The sequence below is a fragment of the Priestia sp. FSL H7-0729 genome (genome assembly GCF_038005685.1).
Lineage (GTDB): Bacteria > Bacillota > Bacilli > Paenibacillales > Paenibacillaceae > Paenibacillus.
Genome location: NZ_JBBOTQ010000001.1, coordinates 224,199 through 244,003, shown reverse-complemented (window position 1 = coordinate 244,003; position 19,805 = coordinate 224,199). Strand labels below are relative to the sequence as shown.

General features: G+C 44.0%; 16 protein-coding genes. 2 read left to right on the top strand and 14 right to left on the bottom strand.

Annotated elements, in window-relative coordinates:
• Nucleotides 1-90 precede the first annotated feature (90 nt).
• From MHH93_RS01090 to MHH93_RS01070, 5 genes are all read right to left on the bottom strand, one after another.
• Nucleotides 91-1,590, bottom strand: coding sequence for a sensor histidine kinase (locus MHH93_RS01090; RefSeq protein WP_500052260.1), 1,500 nt, complete (start codon nucleotides 1,588-1,590; stop codon nucleotides 91-93).
• The gene (locus MHH93_RS01085) at nucleotides 1,587-2,285 is read right to left on the bottom strand and encodes a response regulator transcription factor (RefSeq protein WP_017688086.1); all 699 of its coding nucleotides are present in this window, start codon (nucleotides 2,283-2,285) and stop codon (nucleotides 1,587-1,589) included. Before MHH93_RS01085 ends, MHH93_RS01090 begins: the two co-directional genes overlap by 4 nt.
• A complete protein-coding gene (locus tag MHH93_RS01080) occupies nucleotides 2,278-3,597 on the bottom strand; it encodes a hypothetical protein (RefSeq protein WP_500052258.1) in 1,320 nt (439 codons plus the stop codon). The genes MHH93_RS01085 and MHH93_RS01080 overlap by 8 nt, the downstream gene beginning before the upstream one ends.
• A 22-nt stretch (nucleotides 3,598-3,619) precedes the next feature.
• Nucleotides 3,620-4,345, bottom strand: coding sequence for a phosphonate ABC transporter ATP-binding protein (locus tag MHH93_RS01075; RefSeq protein WP_091020744.1), 726 nt, complete (start codon nucleotides 4,343-4,345; stop codon nucleotides 3,620-3,622).
• Nucleotides 4,346-4,428: 83 nt separating this feature from the next.
• On the bottom strand, nucleotides 4,429-5,619 hold the full coding sequence (locus tag MHH93_RS01070) for an MFS transporter (protein WP_500052257.1): 1,191 nt from the start codon (nucleotides 5,617-5,619) through the stop codon (nucleotides 4,429-4,431).
• Between the two features lie 207 nt (nucleotides 5,620-5,826).
• On the opposite strand from MHH93_RS01070, the gene MHH93_RS01065 reads away from it, so the two are divergent.
• Together MHH93_RS01065 and MHH93_RS01060 are read left to right on the top strand one after the other, a co-directional pair.
• Nucleotides 5,827-6,747 (top strand): ArsR/SmtB family transcription factor, encoded by a 921-nt coding sequence (locus tag MHH93_RS01065; protein ID WP_500052256.1) that lies wholly within the window; start codon nucleotides 5,827-5,829, stop codon nucleotides 6,745-6,747.
• A 48-nt stretch (nucleotides 6,748-6,795) separates the two neighbouring features.
• Complete coding sequence (locus tag MHH93_RS01060; RefSeq protein ID WP_500052255.1) at nucleotides 6,796-7,560, top strand: HAD family hydrolase; 765 nt, start codon at nucleotides 6,796-6,798, stop codon at nucleotides 7,558-7,560.
• A gap of 26 nt (nucleotides 7,561-7,586) precedes the next feature.
• On the opposite strand, the gene MHH93_RS01055 is transcribed toward MHH93_RS01060, so the two are convergent.
• The 9 genes from MHH93_RS01055 to pdhA all read right to left on the bottom strand — a co-directional run bounded on the left by MHH93_RS01055 (nucleotide 7,587) and on the right by pdhA (nucleotide 19,559).
• A complete protein-coding gene (locus MHH93_RS01055; RefSeq protein WP_500052254.1) occupies nucleotides 7,587-9,926 on the bottom strand; it encodes a type IA DNA topoisomerase in 2,340 nt (779 codons plus the stop codon).
• Nucleotides 9,927-10,051: 125 nt separating this feature from the next.
• The gene (gene fur, locus MHH93_RS01050; RefSeq protein WP_036613667.1) at nucleotides 10,052-10,543 is read right to left on the bottom strand and encodes a ferric iron uptake transcriptional regulator; all 492 of its coding nucleotides are present in this window, start codon (nucleotides 10,541-10,543) and stop codon (nucleotides 10,052-10,054) included.
• 230 nt (nucleotides 10,544-10,773) lie between these two features.
• Nucleotides 10,774-12,261, bottom strand: coding sequence for a glutamate synthase subunit beta (locus MHH93_RS01045; protein WP_500052250.1), 1,488 nt, complete (start codon nucleotides 12,259-12,261; stop codon nucleotides 10,774-10,776).
• Between the two features lie 617 nt (nucleotides 12,262-12,878).
• Nucleotides 12,879-13,367 (bottom strand): dihydrofolate reductase, encoded by a 489-nt coding sequence (locus tag MHH93_RS01040; protein WP_500052248.1) that lies wholly within the window; start codon nucleotides 13,365-13,367, stop codon nucleotides 12,879-12,881.
• A gap of 50 nt (nucleotides 13,368-13,417) precedes the next feature.
• Nucleotides 13,418-14,212: a thymidylate synthase gene (gene thyA / locus MHH93_RS01035; RefSeq protein ID WP_500052246.1), complete on the bottom strand. Its 795-nt coding sequence runs from the start codon at nucleotides 14,210-14,212 to the stop codon at nucleotides 13,418-13,420.
• Nucleotides 14,213-14,494: 282 nt separating this feature from the next.
• A complete protein-coding gene (gene lpdA, locus MHH93_RS01030; RefSeq protein ID WP_036613658.1) occupies nucleotides 14,495-15,910 on the bottom strand; it encodes a dihydrolipoyl dehydrogenase in 1,416 nt (471 codons plus the stop codon).
• Nucleotides 15,911-15,913: 3 nt separating this feature from the next.
• Entirely contained in the window at nucleotides 15,914-17,236 is a 1,323-nt protein-coding gene (locus tag MHH93_RS01025) for a dihydrolipoamide acetyltransferase family protein (RefSeq protein ID WP_500052245.1), read from the bottom strand.
• A gap of 176 nt (nucleotides 17,237-17,412) precedes the next feature.
• Nucleotides 17,413-18,390 (bottom strand): alpha-ketoacid dehydrogenase subunit beta, encoded by a 978-nt coding sequence (locus tag MHH93_RS01020; RefSeq protein WP_500052243.1) that lies wholly within the window; start codon nucleotides 18,388-18,390, stop codon nucleotides 17,413-17,415.
• Between the two features lie 101 nt (nucleotides 18,391-18,491).
• Complete coding sequence (gene pdhA, locus MHH93_RS01015) at nucleotides 18,492-19,559, bottom strand: pyruvate dehydrogenase (acetyl-transferring) E1 component subunit alpha (protein WP_017688072.1); 1,068 nt, start codon at nucleotides 19,557-19,559, stop codon at nucleotides 18,492-18,494.
• Between the last annotated feature and the right edge of the window lie 246 nt (nucleotides 19,560-19,805).

Here is a 19,805-nt window from a genome sequence, read left to right as displayed (position 1 = left end):
AGCCTTCGATGGCTCGCTTTTTTTGGTGTTGATATTTTTTTGTAGTGAAGCTTATCATTCGATCGATATCGTAGAAATTTATATACAACCTTAAGACTTTTCTTGATCCAATTTCACTTCACTTGCTGCTCTTTCTTCAGGGAATGCAGTATCACAAGACTGCGTTACAGGTTCTTCTAAATCCGTCTCCTCAGCCACAGCAGGTAGCGTAACCGTAACGATTGTACCTGATCCAAGTTCACTCTGCATCGTAATCGTTCCCTCATGCAGTTCTACCAGTTCTTGCGTAATCGCAAGTCCAAGTCCCGTTCCCCCATTTTGGTGATTAACCTGGAAGAAGCGGTCCCGTACTTTGATGAGGTGTTCTTCACTAATTCCGATACCGGTGTCCTGAACAGCTGCAATAATCTGACCATTCTCCTCTTTGACGGACAAAAAGATCCACGAATTCTCATGTGAAAATTTGATCGCATTATCCACAATGTTTAAGAAGACTTGTTTCAGTCGATTCCCGTCTCCATGGACATTATAAGCACGAGTCTCGTCCGTTTCCAATTTGAGATGAACCTGTTTTTGTTCCGCTTTGGCCCAGACATTCAACATGGTTTCCTGCACAATTTCGCGAATGTTGACCGTTCCTTTAACCAGCTTCATCTGATTCTGTTGCAATTTGGAGAAATCCAACATCTCTTCAACTAGTCCGATCAATCGTTCGGTTTCCTTGGAAATGATACCCATGCCAATTCGGGTTTCTTCCGGGTCATAACCGCCAGAGTCCAGTGTCTCGCTCCAGCCTTTAATACTGGTCAGAGGTGTTCTTAATTCATGTGAGATCGAAGAAATAAAATCATCCTTGATCTGATTACTGCGCACGATCTCATGTGCCATGAAGTTAAGCGTAGATGCCAATTCGCCCAGTTCGTGCTTATAGTTTCCTTTAACCCTGACATCCAGCCGTCCTCTGGCCATTTGGGCAGATACTGCGGTGATATTGTTGATTGGACGTACAATGGAATTTGCCATACCAATACTGATGATCAATACAAGAGAAAGCACAGCTACACCTACAGCAGCTGCAAGCAATCCCATCACCAGTAATTTTGAATTAACTAGGTCAAGAGATGTCAAGTACCTGACAACGTAAGTATTCTCGCCTCCAAGGTCAAGCTTATGAGATACTGCCATCACTTGTTCACCTGTAATTGGCTGTCTCCCGACCCAACGACCTACGTTCCCGTTCATCGCCTGAGAGATGTCACTGGTCTGAAGAACGGCATGTTCTGACTCAAATGCAGTAGAACTGGCTAATACTCTTCCGTTCAAATCGAGAATTTGTAATTCTGTATTATCAAGCTGAAGATTCACAAGCAGATACGATAGATTATTACCATCTTCTGCCCCATTCACGAGAGACAATGGTTCTTTAAAATCATTTGTCATCGTAATCCGCTGGTTTATCGTATTATAAATGCTCTCATAATAGTATCTTTGCACTGCGAGCATAAATATGAATTCAACTAGCAACAGAGCAAGAAAAACTACGATGAAGTAATGTAATACGATCTGTCGCGTGATGCCTTTTTTAATCATTGCTCCCGGCCCTTCCATTTGTACCCGTGACCCCATACAGTCTGCAGGTATTCGGGCTCGGAAGGATTGTTCTCAATTTTTTGACGCAGACGACGAATGTTAACATCCACAATTTTGGGATCACCCATGTACTCTTTACCCCATACATGATCTAACAATACGTCGCGGCTGAGCGGTGTATTCTCTTTTTCCAGGAAAAACTGAATCAGGGAAAACTCCGTTGGAGTCAATTCAATGGCTTCATTCTGTTTCTTAAATTGCTTCGAGATCAGGTCCAGTGAAAATGGTCCGGACTGGAACGTAACTTTCGCTGCAGTTTCCCGATGCACGTTCACACGCCGTAACAATGACTGAATACGTGCAATCAACTCGGTTGGGCTGAAAGGCTTGCTTACGTGATCATCTGCACCTACCGAAAGTGCGTATACTTTATCCTGTTCCTGAACTTTCGCGGTTAAAAAGATGATGCCGAGACGTTCATTGGTTTCACGAATCCGTCGACACACCTCAAATCCATCAATACCTGGTACCATGACATCCAGCAGTGCCAGATCAATATCCGGCACCGTTTGCAGTATGCGAAGCGCTTCATGACCGTCACCCGCTTCAAGCACTTCGAATCCGTTTCTTTTTAGATTAATCACAATAAAACTGCGGATGGATTCTTCATCCTCAAGAATAAGTACTTTACTCATTAAGTTCTTCCTTTCTATTTGTCTGCGATAAATTTTCTAAGAGTCCAGGGTTCGCATCGAGTTGAGAACCACGTGAGGCAATAATGTGTTCATTGTTCCGTGTGATTTCTTTCCAACTCTTCCCTTTCTCCTGTTCCCACTGCGAAAGTGTGAAGTATTTAATTTCACCAACAGTTTCATCAGTGTCAATCATTTTAAAGCGAATATACTTATCTTTTTCTGATTTAGTATCAATAGTTATTTTTCCATACCAATCCGATTTGAGATTTAAATGAAATGAATTTGAATCATCTCGATACTGAAAAGAGACAAATTTCTTCCCATCTTTTCCATCCCATTGGTAAAAAGTATAAAACCACATTCGCTCATCAAAAACATAATGCTCCCAACCCTTTGGTGTTTCTTTTAATCCAAATTCAATAATATCATCATTATTGACATCACTACTTAAAATTTTGTCATCTCTATACGTTTGATCGGGTGATTTGAAAGCATTTATCAATTTATCGTCTTTTACATATATGATTTGTGAAAAAGTACTTCGATCATCTAACTCAGCATCCAATACAATACCCATATTCTTCTCAGCAATCTGTCCGCCGAGTGCGCTATATATTTCTTTCACAGTATAGTCAGTCTGAATGCGATCTACTTCTTTAAAACTACCCTCATTAAATTGATATAAAGCAACTGTGGCAAAACCACTTGTATTTAAAGTCACTATCACAAAATCACTTTCGTTGTCCCCATTTAAATCCAGCGCGTTTCCTTGAATATCGTCAATAATAAATTGATTGTAGGGCACACCACCCATTACCTGTTCAAGGGCACCTCCTTTGTAGGAGTAGGCCATTAAAGCTTTCTGGGCTTCAACACTCACCCCCAGAATAATGTCTGGATTTCCGTCATTTGTAATATCTAATAATTTAAACGACTGCAAACTATTCCCTGGAACATCAAATGTAAGTTTTTTCACCCATGTTTCACCTTGTTCTTCTAAGAGCATTCCATGAATCCGCACATTCTCATTAGGAGTTTCATAGAAGACAATAGCCTCACGAGTACCATCACCATTCAAATCAGCAACACGAATCATGCTTGTATTATTCAGATCTTTGGGCCGGATTAGCTTGCTCTCCGATGGTTGTTCTTTCTGTACAATTGTATATAATTTCTCCTTGTCCATAGACATCATAGGTTGCTTCATCAGAAGCTTGGGGTCACTTATGACTGTACAACCGCTCAGAACAGAACCAAGCATGATTGCCATAGTTCCTGCTGCAATGAAGCGGCCCCACCGTGAATTAAACAATCTCATCACTCTTTTCAATAGTTTAAATCTGGTTTTTTTCTTGCTGTGTCAGTCTTCGTCCACGAATATCAAAAGCGATCTTGCCGTCTGCCAGTCCCCAGATTCGCGTGGCATGTTTCTCAGCAAGTTCAATAGGCAATACGGCAATGACCGTTGCACGTTCTTCTTCACATAATTTGCGCAGCGTTTCCAGCACCGAATCTGCTGTATGAGGGTCAAGACCAATTACAGGTTCGTCGGCCAAAACCACTTTGGCACCATGAGCAAGTGCTCTTGCAATGGCAACACGCTGCTTCTCTCCACCACTGAGCTTCTCTGCGATTTGATGTGCTTTATCGAGTAATCCCAATCCTTCGAGATAATCCATAGCACCCATATAATCATCGGAACGTACCATACCAGTTACCATTCTCCATACGGGAGTCTGACCCGATCGTCCGATTAATACATTTTTAAGAGCCGTACGTCTGGGAAATAATTCTGGATTCTGTTCCAGGTATGCCCATTCCCGTTTGATTTTCCGTTTTCCAGACCAGCCTTCTTTCAAGATCTCGGCACCATCCACCGTAAACCGGCCGGAATCCCATTTTTCCATCATGGCCAGACATTTGAGCAGCATGCTTTTACCGCTACCGCTTGAGCCAACTACAGCTATCATCTCACCTTGTTGCATATCAAATCGAATATCCCTTAGAACGGGAACGCGGTCCACGCCCACGGATTTACTCAAATTCTCTACTCTGATCATCGCGATGTCTCCTCTTGTCCATGTTTTTCCCTACCACTAGTGTACTCGGAAATGGACATCAATTTCCATGCGAACACCAGCTTCTATTTTAACACAGATTCGAACTCAGGTTTACGACGAAATAATATACCTGCCACGCCAAACAGAAGGTACATGATTCCAAGCAGGGTGAACATGCTTCCGGGTGAAATCCAGTTGATCATTTGACCACCCAGATTCGGTCCGATAATGCTTCCAATCGTGAAATGAAAGGAAGCCACCACGTTGGCTGCGGGCAGCAACACTTTAGGCAAGATGTCTGCGGCATAAGCCAGGCCTAGTGAGAAAAAGGAACCGACCAGACCACCTGCGATTGTTAACAATATAAGTGTCAACCAGAAATGCGTGCCTGCGACTGGAACCAGCATGAAGACAATTCCCCCGCTGATCCCCGCAAACATCAATATCTTCTTACGCCCATATCGGTCACTCAACATTCCGAGCGGCAATTGAAGGAACAGCCCCCCTATACCGATAAAAGGAAGTAACGACGAAATCTGATTGGTATCGAATCCGATACGCAGGCCATACACAGGGAAGTTACTATTCATACCAGCCTCCATGTATCCGTATAGAAGTGCAGGTAACAGTGCATACCAAGCCCATGCCAGACTGCGACGGAAACGACGTTCTGGCAGCTGGCCATGCTCTGCTTTTTCCGGTTTTGTATCCGGAAGCTTCATTAATACCAGTACAAGTACTGCTGCGATACATACGAACAATACCCAGAAAGGGACAGCATCACCGAAGCCAAGCAGCTTAATTCCCAGCGGACCAATACTGAATCCGAGACCGTAGGACATGCCATATAGTGATATGTAGCGTCCACGCTTTTCAGGAGCGGTAACAAGCAGTACCCAGAGCTGGGCCGCATAATGAAGTGCGCTGTCTCCTATTCCAACGATCAGACGCAATATGAACCATATTTTAATATCTGGAAAATACGGAAATAGTATTAAAGGGACCATGACTAATATCAGGCCACCTACAATCAGCTTTTTGAACCCTAGTGCTCCCAATAACCGTTCCGCAACGAGAGTCATGGCAAAAGAGCCAATGTACAACGCGGCGGCGTTTAAGCCGTTTAAACCTGGTGAAACCCCTTTTTGTTCCAAAAAAATCGAAAGCACAGGCAGCAAAAGCCCCTGACTTACACCCGCCACCACAATAACCGTAATCAGAATAAGATAGTTGGCCGTCGAGTGTGATAGTCTGGGACGAGTAATCAATGACACGAATTCATTCCTCCTGAGAGCACACAAAGAAAAATCGCCATCGCTGACGACTTTTGTATGTTATACATATCGTTTTGAACTGCTATTCATAGATCGGGGCTTGCCCCGAACTTGAACATTATAGTGGACAACGCCCTGCAAAACAAGCCATAATAGTAGTTAAGTCGCTGCGTACATTTAGATGTGACGGGAGGATTCTGCAACATTATGGCTTATCATGTGAAAATTGATGTTTCACCGATATATGAAATGCTTAACAGCTTTCTGGTTTATGTCACGAAAAAATGGATTCAGCATCTGGATATTGGTCCTGAATGGATTCAGGAAGTGGAAGGAAAACTAAGTTCCAATGTACGAGCTGCGCTCGCACCTGCGGCCACTTGGCCTTTTGATGATTTTGATGTTTTGTTTGCATGGGCAGCATATCAAAATGATACATCGGAGAATCGTGATTTCCTGGACATGCTTGCCGGAATGTCAGCGGAAGACCTATATGCACGTGTGTCTCCTCTTCTGCCCGCTCTTACAATAGAAGAATCTACGCGCATTCGGAACAGTTATGTCCCATTATTGCGACTATGGGATGAACACTACTGTCAGAATATGAGTGAAGATCAGCGTGTATGGCTGGAAGAAGATGCCGATGAAAAACGCATATTGCTTGATAAAATGGGTCCTGAATTACTGATTGAATATGCTACAGCAGGCGTTCTCGTTGAACCGATGCCTGGACTGAACGAAGTCATCCTGTTTCCAACGGTACACAATCGTCCTATTAATATGTACTGCTTCTATGAGGGTATGATGATTATGCAGTATCCCGTAGATGCACCTGAGGAGAACGAAGACCAGCCGCCAACATGCCTTTTACGCTTCACCCATGCACTGGCGGATCCCGAAAGACTTCGTCTGCTTCGTTACGTATCGGATGAACCCAAGTCTCTCGCTGAGATGTGTGAAGAATTGGATAAAGACGAAGATACCGTCAAAGATCAGGTAATGGCGCTACGTATCGCAGGTCTGCTACGAACCCATCTGCTCGGAAGTAACCGTAAAGAGAAATACAGCATTCGCCCAGATGGCGTATCTGAATTGAATATGTTTCTGGAATCCTACATTCGCATATAATTACTTGCATCATTGCAGAGTTGCTGGCTACAAGGAGTGAGTTAGAACATGAAATTAATGAAACAACATATTTTGTTTGACCTTGATGATACACTCGTATATTGCAACAAGTATTTCAACCTGATTTTGGGAGAATTCTTTGAGAATATGCAGGAGTGGTTTGATGGACATGCTCTGACAACGCAAGAGATTCGCGAAAAACAACTGGAGATTGATGTAACTGGAGTGAACAAGCTTGGCTTTGCGAGTCATCATTTCCCGCAATCCCTGATTGATACCTATCGGTATTTCTCAGGCAAGTTCTCCAGATTAACTTCTCCCAGAGAAGAGTCCTATCTGAGCAAGTTGGGCATGAGTGTGTACGATCAGGAGGTTGAACCCTACCCCCACATGGTTGAAACGCTTGAGAACCTCAAAGGTGCTGGACATTCCCTTTATTTATATACCGGCGGCGAAACCGTGATCCAGCAGCGTAAGATTGATCAGATGAAGCTCTCGGCTTATTTTGATGATCGGATCTATATTCGGCAACACAAAAATATTGAGGCACTGGAAGGCATTCTGTCTAATGGTCCATTTGATCGTCGTGCAACATGGATGATCGGCAACTCACTGCGGACAGATATTATGCCCGCGGTAAAGGCTGGAATTCACAGTATATACATCAAACAGCCGAATGAATGGCAATACAACATCGTAGAACTTCAGCCTAATCCGGAAACATCGATGTATACCATCACTGCATTAGAAGAGGTACCCAAAGTCATACACGAAAATATACAACAACAGCAACAGAAAAGGACCCTTGGATAAGGGTCCTTTTCCTTTATGATAACCAATCAGGCATCCTGTTTCTCACCAGATAACTTGCCAGTTACCACGTCTTGTAAAATAATACGTGCTTTCACCGTACTCCCGTCTTTTCGTTTGAAAGACAATACTTGGGTACTCCCCTTCTCAATCAGCGATTTTAACATCGTACTGGTGATTTTCTTGCCTGCATACTCTTTCCATACCACAAACGAACAGCCTTCCTTGAAACGTGAGCATCCGTAGCCCTTCTTGCCCTCTATGATCTGACCTGTGCAGCCGGGAGAAGGACAAGGTGCCAGTAATTCTCTCACTCCCGATGGGCTCGCACTTGACGATGATGCTTTGGTGGTCGTACTTTTCCCACTGCCAGCTCTAGATGAAGATGCCGAAGTCTGACGGGTTGATTTTGCAGTTGAACCACCACTAGCTGTCTTGGCAGATGTCCTCGTATTGCCGACTTGGGTTCTGGCTCCCTTGCCTTTCCCTCTGCCCGCACGAGAATCTTCTCCAAAAGCATCTGCCGGCGCAGGAGCTTGCACACGTACTTTCTCGATAATGGACAACGTAAATTTCTTGACATTCTCCATGAACTTGTCCTGACCTGCCTCACCTTTGGAAATCTGATATAACCTTCTTTCCCATTGCCCGGTCATCTCAGGTGAAGTTAACAGATCCACGCCCGCCCGGCGAATCAATTCGATAGCCGTTCTGCCTTTGAGCGTTAACTGCATTTTTTTTCCCTGGAGCGTAATGTAACCTACGTTTTTGAGGCGCTCAATTGTAGCTGCACGTGTAGCCGGAGTACCCAAACCACTGTCTTTCATCGCATCTCGCAGCTCTTCATTCTCGATCTGCTTGCCTGCACTTTCCATCGCCTTCAGCAATGTTCCCTCGGTATAACTTTTGGGAGGCTGGGTCGCTTTCTCCTTGAACTCACTCTTCGTACATTGAACAGGCAGTTCAGGTTGCACACTAAAAGCCTTGTCCGTCCACTCTTCGGCTTCCTCTTCATCATTGCCGTTTTTTTTGGTCTTCTTCTTGCCTGCACCACCCTGATCCTGATCTCCGGAACCAAGCACCACTTTCCATCCGAGAGAGAGCAGTTCTTTGACAGATGTCTTAAACTGATGTTTCTCCACTTCCGTGAGCACGGTATGTTGTTTATACTCCGCCGGAGGATAAAAGTGAGACAAGAAACGCCTTACAATCAAATCATAGATGTTCTGTTCATCCTTGGATAAGGTACCTGGTCGCTTTAAAGTAGGTAAAATTGCATGGTGATCTTCAACCCTGCTCGGATTACATACCCCTTTATTATTTTTATGAACAAGCTCTGGCTTAGCCCCTTGCGCAAGCTCACTATAGGTACCATTTTTAAGCAGGTTTAGCGTTTTATGCATTCCTTCAATATTCTGTTCAGTAACATAGTTGGAGTTGGTCCGCGGATACGAAATCACCTTGTGTTTTTCATACAAGGCCTGCGCGATATCCAGTGTTTTTTTGGCTCCATATCCGAACTTGGCATTGGCTTCACGCTGTAAAAGGGTCAGGTCATACAAACGATACGGATACTCCTTCGTCTGCTTCGCTTCATATTTAGTAATCCGCCCTATCTTGCCCTTCACACTGGCTGCAATGGCCTCTGCTGCCTCGGCATCGGTCAGCTTATCGCCTTGACGCAGACCCCGGTACTCGACACCTTCCTGCCGAAACCAGGCGGCCACTTCATAAAAGGTCTGTGACTGAAACGCTTCAATCTCGATTTCCCGATCATAGATTAGCGCGAGTACCGGCGTCTGCACACGGCCTACAGACAACAATGCATTATGACGGGTTGTAAAAGCCCGTGAAGCGTTCATGCCGATCAACCAATCGGCTTCACTTCTGGCACGAGCAGCGTGGGTCAAATTTTCAAATTCAGAGGCATCCTTCAGACCATCAAAACCACGTCTAATGCTCTCTGCCGTCAAATCCGATATCCATAAACGCTTTACAGGCTGACGCAGCTTCAATTGCTGTTGTATGAGAGCGAAGATGTACTGCCCCTCTCTCCCTGCATCGCAAGCATTAACGATCGCTGAAGCTCGTTTCGCCAGTTCTCCAATCATTTTGAGCTGATCTTTCGTCCTCGGATTGGGTACAATCTTGAACTGATCGGGTATGATCGGCAGATCCGCTATATTCCAGCGCTTGTACTTTGTATCATAGGCATCCGGTTCAGCCAGTCCAAGCAAATGCCCTATCGCCCAGGTGATGATGTAATGTTCACCTTCCAGATACGTGCGATTGTTCTTGGCCTTTGGTTCTATGACGGCGGCAATGGTTCGACCCATGTCGGGTTTTTCCGCTATAACCAGTGTCTTCATCCGTCCATCTCTCCTCCTTCACCGTCCGCATGACGGCAAAAAGGGGCATTCCGCCGACGGAAGCCCCTTGCTTCTGAAACTCATTATATCAGATTTTGGATTCGGGAGCACCTTCCCGAAATGAATTAACCTGCTGCCTGTTCTTTTAATACATGCTTTTGTCTGCACTCTTTGCATACCCCTTGGAAATCCAGACGATGATCCGTAACAGCAAAACCATACTGACGCTCAATCTGTTGTTCCAAACGAAGCAGACCATCTTCCATAATTTCTTCTACTTTACCACATTCTGTACAGATCAAATGATGATGATGATGAGAACCGTCCGTACTTCGCAGATCGAAGCGGGCAGCACCATCGCCAAAGTTAATCTTCTCAACGACTTGAAGATCACTCAACAATTCTAAAGTTCGGTATACGGTAGCCAATCCAATCTCAGGGAACTGCTCCTTCACGAGAAGAAATACTTCTTCTGCGCTAAAATGATCCTTTTCATGTTCAAGCAATACACGTACAGTTACTTCCCGTTGTTGTGTTAACTTATATCCCTTTTCAACCAATTGATTTTTAATGTGAAAGATCTGTTCTGAAATGGACTTGTCCCGGTTACTTGCCATAGCAGGTCGCACCTCCGGTTTATATTCATTGGATTTTTCATCTATCGTATGGATTCATAGCTTGAGTTAATCCTTATTTATAATAATTATAATATAATAATAAATCTTTTTCTCTTAAAAAGCAATGCAATTGCTCACACTTGCATGAAATATGTAGTCACATTGGTTAAAATAACAGCAAACAACCTTCGCTAATCGCGAAGGTTGTCATTTATATCTTGCTCTATACTTTATACCAGAACCGAAGCACCCATCAAGTATTTGTCCACTTCACGAGCAGCCTCACGGCCTTCATTAATTGCCCATACAACCAAACTTTGACCACGACGCATGTCACCTGCTGCAAATACTTTATCCACATTGGTGTTGTATTTGCCGTAACGTGCCTTAACGTTGGTGCGACGATCTGTTGCAAGTCCCAGTTGCTCTACCAACGTTTGTTCCGGTCCATCAAAACCAATGGCAATCATGGCCATCTGAGCCGGGAATACACGCTCTGTACCTGGAATCGGCTGATAAATCTTACGACCAGTCTCATCCACAATACGCTCAATTTGCACTGTGTGCAATTCTTTGAGGTTCCCCTCATCATCTCCGACAAATTTCGTTGTCATGATGGAGAATTCACGCGGATCTTGACCAAACAACGCTTTGGCTTCCTCTTGTGCGTAATCAAGTGTGTATACGTTCGGGAATTGTGGCCAAGGGTTGTTAATGCGATCACGTTCCATAGGTGCTTGTGTATGCGTACCGAATTGAGTGATCGTACGACAACCATGACGCAGCGATGTAGCTACACAGTCAGATCCGGTATCACCGCCACCAATGACGATAATATCTTTATCCTTAGCGGACAGGTATTGACCATCTTCCAGATTGGAGTCCAGATAGCTCTTAATACTGCCATTCAGGAAATCCATGGCGTAATGAACGCCTTTCAAATCGCTGCCTTCAATATTGAATTCACGCGGCTTCGTTGCACCACCACACAATACAACAGCGTCATATTCATCCACCAGTTGTTGTGCTGCAATATCTTTACCAATCTCGGTGTTTGTAATGAATTGAATACCTTCTGCTTCGAGCAGATCAACACGACGTTGAACTACGTTTTTATCCAATTTCATCGTCGGGATACCATACATCAGCAATCCGCCGACACGGTCCGAACGCTCATATACGGTTACCGAGTGTCCTGCTTTATTCAACTGAGCCGCAGTAGCTAGTCCCGCTGGACCTGAACCTACCACAGCTACACGTTTACCCGTACGTTTTTCAGGAGGCTCCGGAACGACCCATCCTTCTTCGAAACCTTTTTCAATAATGGCTTCTTCAATCGTTTTGATGGTTACAGGCTGACCAATTAAGCCAACTGTACACGATCCTTCGCAAGGAGCTGGACAGATGCGACCTGTAAACTCTGGGAAATTATTCGTTTTGTGAAGGCGCTCAAGTGCTTCTCTCCACAGTCCGCGATATACAAGATTATTCCATTCTGGAATCAGGTTATGCACGGGGCAACCTGACGTGCCACCAATCATATCTATACCTGTATGGCAATACGGGGTACCACAATCCATGCATCGTGCACCTTGTGTTCTGAGCTCTTCTTCAGCCATGTGTTTATGAAACTCTTCCCAATCCTTAATCCGCTCCGCTGGCTCACGATCTGTTGGCAGTTGACGTTTGTATTCCATAAATCCAGTAGGTGTAGACATCTTACGTTTTCCCCCATCCGTTCTTGTCTTAATCCCTTCATGTGCATGGTTCTATATGAAATGGATTACTCGTTTCTTGAGTTTTTGTCTATTGTATCACAAAATCTTCTCGAAGATATTTCAATTATAGTAGCATTTACTGTGATGAATATTAAATGGATTATCCGCATAATTATTTGTATTTTATACATCATATCTTTCAAGTCTACCGACGGTCAATACCCTTATTTTGGTGTTAAATGTGTTTATGATCTGCAAAATCCGCTGTATGTTAAAGGAATAAAAGAGCGAAACGTTATATAAATGTTAGGTAATTTGTCATGAAATTCAACATATTCTGCTACAAATCGTTATTTTTTCCGAATATTAGTCTCGTTTTAGGACTTCACAACGTTAAAACCCCAATTTATTTACACTTTTTTACTGTTAAATGCTTATTCACATGTATATTATACATAAATATCAATAAATATGTTATATTCATGTGATATGTACTCCAAGCTAAACAAGTGACTCTTTTTTATCAAAGAAAGAAAAGACGCTGTTCACGAATATTTCGCAATCAGCGCCTCTCATCATACAAATACAACCGAAGTCATGATTTTCTTATGCCACTTTTAACGTTTACGCTCATAAAATTCAAATGTATACGCGTGGACATTTTTTTCATCCTGTTCGCCTTCAATCTGTTCAATCAGTTCCCATTCGGACCAATCCACTTCGGGGAAAAACGTATCTCCCTCAAAATTCTCATGAATTTTGGTCACCACAAGACGATCTGCAAGGGGCAAGAACTCGCGATACACTTGCGATCCCCCAATTACGCACAGTTCCTCACCTTTGGTTACGCTCAGCCCTTCTTCAATCGTATGTACGATTTCAGCCTGTTCCACCTTGTAGTTCAGATCTCTTGTCACTACGATATTACGGCGCTGAGGAAGCGGCTTGCCGCCAAAAGATTCCCACGTGTTACGCCCCATGATAATCGTTTTGTGTAACGTACGTTGTTTGAAAAAGGCCATATCCTTGGGTAAACGCCATGGAATCGAATTATTCAATCCGATCACACCGTTCTCCCCCATTGCCCATACCAATTCAATACTCAAGGGTAATACACTCCTTCAATCCAAGTCTCTCATCGAGATTGGATACATAATTAGACTGCAATTGGAGCTTTAATGCCCGGATGATGCTGATAGTTCTCGAATTCGAAATCTTCAAACTTATAATCAAAAATAGAATCCGGCTTACGCTTGATTACCAGCTTAGGTAACGCATAAGGTTCACGCTCCAGTTGAGTTCTAACCTGATCAACATGGTTGGAGTAGATGTGAACATCCCCTCCAGACCAGATGAAATCACCCACCTCAAGATCACATTGCTGGGCGATCATATGAGTCAAGAGCGCATAACTCGCGATGTTGAACGGCAACCCGAGGAACGTATCCACGGAACGCATTGTAAGCATACAAGATAATTTACCCTCTGCAACGTAAAACTGAAACGCGAAATGACAAGGTGGAAGCTTCATATTGTTGATCTCAGCCACATTCCATGCGCTGACAAGGTGACGTCTTGAATCCGGATTATTTTTGATCGAATCAATAACTGCAGCGATCTGATCAATTTTTTCTCCGTTTGGTGCTTCCCATGTACGCCACTGCGAGCCATACACCGGTCCCAGATCTCCATTTTCGTCCGCCCAGTCGTCCCAGATCTTCACACCATTTTCTTTCAGATAAGATATATTGGTATCGCCACTCAAAAACCACAACAGTTCATGAATAACCGATTTGAGATGAATTCGTTTGGTTGTTACCAGCGGAAATCCTTCGGAGAGATCATAACGGAGTTGTCTGCCGAATACGGATTGTGTTCCTGTTCCCGTACGATCTCCTTTATGAACGCCATTGTTCAGAATATCCTGTAATAAATCGAGATAGTTTTTCATGTTGTTATCTCCTCGCACTTCTTATTTCTTATCTTTGCTTACTCAGACTAAGACTGGCATACACCACATCACGTCCGATCATTTTAATATTGTATCATCTGAGCCTCAGGATAAAAAGGGCTTACTCAAACATTATGCTAGGTGTGACAATATAATATAACATGTAAATTTTCATATAATTTCTCCCATTTCTTCATTAAAAAAGAGACGAATAACGCGTTAGCGTCATTCGTCTCTTCTGATATACGTATAATGCCGGACGGATCCGAAACTTAGATGATCTTAACGGGAGATGATGTGGATCGGGTGACCCATAACCAATTCCGCAGCTTCCATCACGATTTCGCCCAAAGTTGGGTGAGCGTGAATTGTGAGAGCCAGATCTTCCAATGTAGCACCCATCTCAATTGCCAAACCAAGCTCAGCAATCAAGTTGGAAGCTTCCAGACCTACGATTTGGCAACCCAATACCAGGCCGCTTTCTTCGTCAGCTACGATTTTCACGAAGCCTTCAGCGTGGTTCAAAGATACAGCACGGCCGTTACCCGCATAAGGGAATTTGCCTGCTTTTACTTTGTAACCTTTTTCTTTAGCTTCTTTTTCAGTGTAACCTACGCTGGAACACTCTGGATCTGTGAACACAACAGCTGGCATACATTTGTAGTCAACTACAGATGGTTGTCCTGCGATTGCTTCAGCAGCCACTTTACCTTCATAAGAAGCTTTGTGTGCCAGAGCCAAACCAGATACGATGTCACCAATAGCGAAGATGTGAGGAATGCTGGTACGACCTTGGTGGTCAACTTTGACGAATCCACGCTCGTCAACGTCAACACCAATCATATCGAGACCCAGTTCTCCATCTGTGTTTGGACGACGTCCAACAGTTACCAGCAGGTAATCTGCAGTTACTTCTTTGGACTCACCATTTACAGAGTACTTAACAGTTACATCTTTATCCGTTTGCTCAGCACTTTCAGCTTTTGCACCCGTTACGATTTCGATGCCTGTTTTCTTCATGTTTTTAGCCACGAGGCTAGTCATGTCTTTATCGAAACCTGGCAGTACTGTATCCAAACCTTCGATGATTGTTACTTTCGCACCGAATTTGGAGTACATTTGACCAAGCTCAGCACCAATATATCCGCCACCGATAACGATCATGCTTTTTGGTACTTCAGGCAAGTTCAGAGCTTCTGTCGAAGACAGAATGCGTCCGCCAAACGGGAAAGGTTTCAGTTCGATTGGACGGGAACCTGTTGCAATAATTGCATTTTTAAATTTGTAACGCGGAGACTCGTGGTCATTGAATACACGAGCTTCGTTTTCGTTGATGAACATGCACTCACCGTTGAAAACTTCAACTTTGTTGCCTTTGAGCAAACCAGCTACGCCGCCAGTCATTTTCTTAACAACGCCGTTTTTGAACTCTTGAGTTTTGCTGAAGTCCACTTTTACGTTCTCAGCAGAGATACCAAAAGCTTCACCGTGAAGTGCAGACTCATATTGGTGTGCAGCTGAGATCAGGGCTTTGGATGGAATACATCCACGGTTCAAACAAACACCGCCCAGTTCGGATTTGTCTACGATCAATACGCTTTGGCCCAGTTGAGCAGCGCGGATGGCAGCTACATAGCCGCCAGGACCCGCACCAATTACTAATGTATCGATATTGAGAGAAGCGTCGCCTACTACCATATCTTACACCTCCATAACAAGCAACTCAGGGTTAGCGAGCAGCTGTTTAATGTAATTCATAAAGTTTTGTGCTGTTGCGCCATCGATGATACGGTGGTCAAAGCTCAGGGAAAGAGCCATTACAGGTGCTGCAACTACTTCGCCGTTTTTGATCACTGCTTTTTCGCTGATGCGTCCTGTTCCGAGAATAGCAACTTCAGGGAAGTTGATGATTGGAGTGAAGAACATACCACCAGCAGAACCGATGTTACTGATGGAGATTGTGCTTCCTCTCATTTCATTCGCGCTCAATTTGCCGTCACGACCACGAGCAGCCAAATCACGGATAGAATCAGCGATCATCCAGATGGATTTACGATCAGCATCTTTGATAACAGGAACGATCAAGCCGTTGTCTGTATCTGTTGCGATACCGATATTGTAGTATTTTTTGTAAACAATTTCGTTAGCTTCTTCATCAATCATAGCGTTCAGAGCCGGGAATTGGCGGGAAGCCGCAACCAGTGCTTTAACGATGAATGGCAGATAAGTAACTTTTGTTCCTTTTTTCTCAGCGATTGGTTTCATGCGAGTACGGAAAGCAACCAATTCAGTTACGTCCACTTCGTCCATGATTGTAACGTGAGGAGCTGTGTAAGCCGATTTAACCATTGCGTTAGAGATCGCTTTACGAATACCTTTGAATGGTACGCGCTCTTCTTCAAGGTATTGATCAGCTGCAGCCGCTGTTGGTGCTGCGGATTTTTTCTCTTCTTGAGCCGGAGCTGCGGAAGATGCCGCTGCGGAAGAATCGCCACCGTTTTTGAAGGATTCAACATCTTCTTTGGTTACTTTACCATTGTTGCCAGTGCCGTTAACCTGAGCGATGTCCACACCTTGTTCGCGGGCAAATTTGCGTACGCTTGGAGTTGCCAAAACGTCTTTAGCAGGTACTGCTGGAACACTGTTGTCGCCGCCTTCTTTAGCTGCATCCGAGCTGGAAGCTGCTGCAGAAGAACCGCTAGTATCAGCTCCGCCTTGAGCTGCATCTTTCTCTTGCTCGCCTTGATCGCCAGCAGGAGCGTCGTCTTGCTCAGGAATTTCACCTTCAGCATCAATGATCGCTACAACTTCTCCAACGTGGCAGATTTGGCCGTCTTTAGCAAATACTTCTGTAACTGTTCCGTTAACCGGACAAGGTACTTCAACTACCGCTTTGTCGTTCTGTACTTCCATGATGATATCGTCGTCAGTTACTTTGTCACCGACTTTGATGTGCATCTTGATGATTTCACCTTCGTGTAGGCCTTCGCCTAGTTCAGGGAATTTATATTCAAATTTAGCCAACTGAAAAACCTCCTTGATTATGTGCTCAATCCTGAAAACAACCCTTAACTCCAAGAACCAACTGTTACTGCTAATGCAAATAACTGTTACTCAAGGGGCTAATGGCTGTTTACAGTGCAGCCTGCGCTGCGGTGTGAATCACCATACTGCGCCTTGCGGCATGTCAGATGATTAAATTAGAAATTTACGACTTTATTAACCGCAGCAATGATACGTGCCGGGTTAGGCAGCCATGTATCTTCGATTTGTGCAAAAGGATATACAGTATCCGGACCAGCTACACGCAGAACCGGTGCTTCCAAGTGCAGGATTGCTTTTTCATTGATTTGGGCAATGACTTCAGCTGCAACACCTGCGCTCTTTTGAGCTTCCTGAACAACAATTGCACGGTTTGTTTTCTTAACAGAAGCAACGATGGTATCGATGTCGATCGGGCTAACCGTACGAAGGTCGATAACTTCAACTTTGATTCCTTGTTTTTCGAGTTCCTCTGCTGCTTTCACAGAAGTATGAACCATCATACCGTAAGTAATGATTGTTACATCGGAACCTTCACGAACAACGTTCGCTTTACCCAATTCAACAACGTAATCTTCTTCAGGCACTTCTGCACGGAAAGCATGGTACAGGTTCAAGTGCTCCATGAAGAATACAGGATCGTTATCGCGAATAGAAGCGATCATCAGACCTTTTGCATCATATGGGTTAGAAGGAACAACCACTTTGATACCTGGTGTTTGCGTGAGCAAACCTTCCAGGGAATCTGTATGCAATTCTGCCGCTTTTACACCGCCACCAAATGGTGTACGGAATACGATTGGAGAATTGTATTTTCCACCGGAACGGAAACGCATACGAGCAGCTTGCACTACCATTTGGTCAAGGGCTTCGAAGATAAAACCAACGAATTGGATCTCAGCAACCGGACGGAAGCCTTGTACACCCAGACCTACAGCCAGACCACCAATAGCGGACTCAGCCAGTGGTGTATCAAATACACGCTCTTCGCCAAACTCTTTTTGCAGACCTTCCGTTACACGGAAAACGCCGCCTACATTACCTACGTCTTCACCGAAAAGCAGAACGTTAGGATCACGTTTCAACTCCACGCGAAGCGCATCACGGATTGCTTCTTTCATGTTCATTTGTGCCATTTGCTTCATTTCCTCCTTAAACATTGACAGTTCACATTTGAATTCGTACATGTATACCGGGACATTAAAGTCGCGGATGTTTATGCTTTATCGGAAAAAACTTATTGGAAATCAGCTTTTTGCTCTTCCAAGTGCTTAGGCGTTTGTTCGAACATGCTGTCGATCAAGCCTGAAATCGTCATTTTCTCGGTTTTTTCCGCTTTTTTGATCTCTTCATTTACTTTAGCTTTTGCTTCTTCTTTCACACGTGCTGTATCTTCTTCAGTCCACAGACCTTTTTTCTCCAGATATTTAGCAAAACGTGCGATAGGATCTTTAGCAGACCATTCTGCCTCTTCTTCTTTTGTACGATACTTGGAAGCATCATCCGAAAGGGAGTGAGGACGGAAACGATATGTTACTGCTTCGATCAATGTTGCGCCTTCTCCGTTACGTCCACGCTCAGCAGCTTCCTGAACAGCTTTTATAACAGCGAAGATGTCCATACCGTCAACTTTAACACCTTTGATACCTGCTGCTACCGCTTTGTGAGCGATGGACAGAGCTGCTGTTTGTTTAGCAAAAGGAGTTGTGATGGCATAACCATTGTTTTGAACGAAGAAGATAACAGGCAGTTTGTATACACCAGCGTAGTTCAGACCTTCATAGAAGTCACCTTCAGAAGAACCGCCATCACCTGTGTACGTGATAACAACTTGTTTTTGTTTCTTCAGTTTGTAACCCATAGCGATACCCATTGCATGCAGAATTTGTGCACCAATGATGATTTGTGGCATCAATACATTAACGCCATCTGGAATTTGTCCACCATGTTGGTGTCCACGGGAGTACAAGAATGCTTGATAAAGAGGAAGTCCATGCCATACGAGTTGCGGAATGTCACGATAGCCAGGACATACAAAGTCTTCTTTTTCAATTGCAAATTCACTACCAACCATTGTAGCTTCTTGACCAGATACTGGAGCATAGAAACCAAGACGACCTTGACGGCCCAGGTTTACTGCACGGTCATCCCAAGTACGGGTAAATACCATGCGGTACATAATTTCTTTTAATTGATCATCGGAAAGTGTAGGCATCATGTCTTTGTTAACAATTTCGCCGTCAGGAGACAGCACGGACAGAGCTTCTACATCCTCTGTATACACTTCATAAGGAACCTTGCTCATTTTTTTCTTCACCTCAACAAAAAATTTGAATATCAAGTTCCGCTGTTATAATATTATTATACACCTGTTTCACTCCATACGTCAAAGAAATCCGTAATTTTTTTTATGTTTCCTGCCGGATTGTATGTATAACAGGGGATTAATATTGGTATAACAGCATAATACATGATTGCGTGTTTGACCTAACCCCGCACAAGGGTAATCTTACCGTATTGCGCGGTCGAATGCAAAAAATTAACCGAGAAA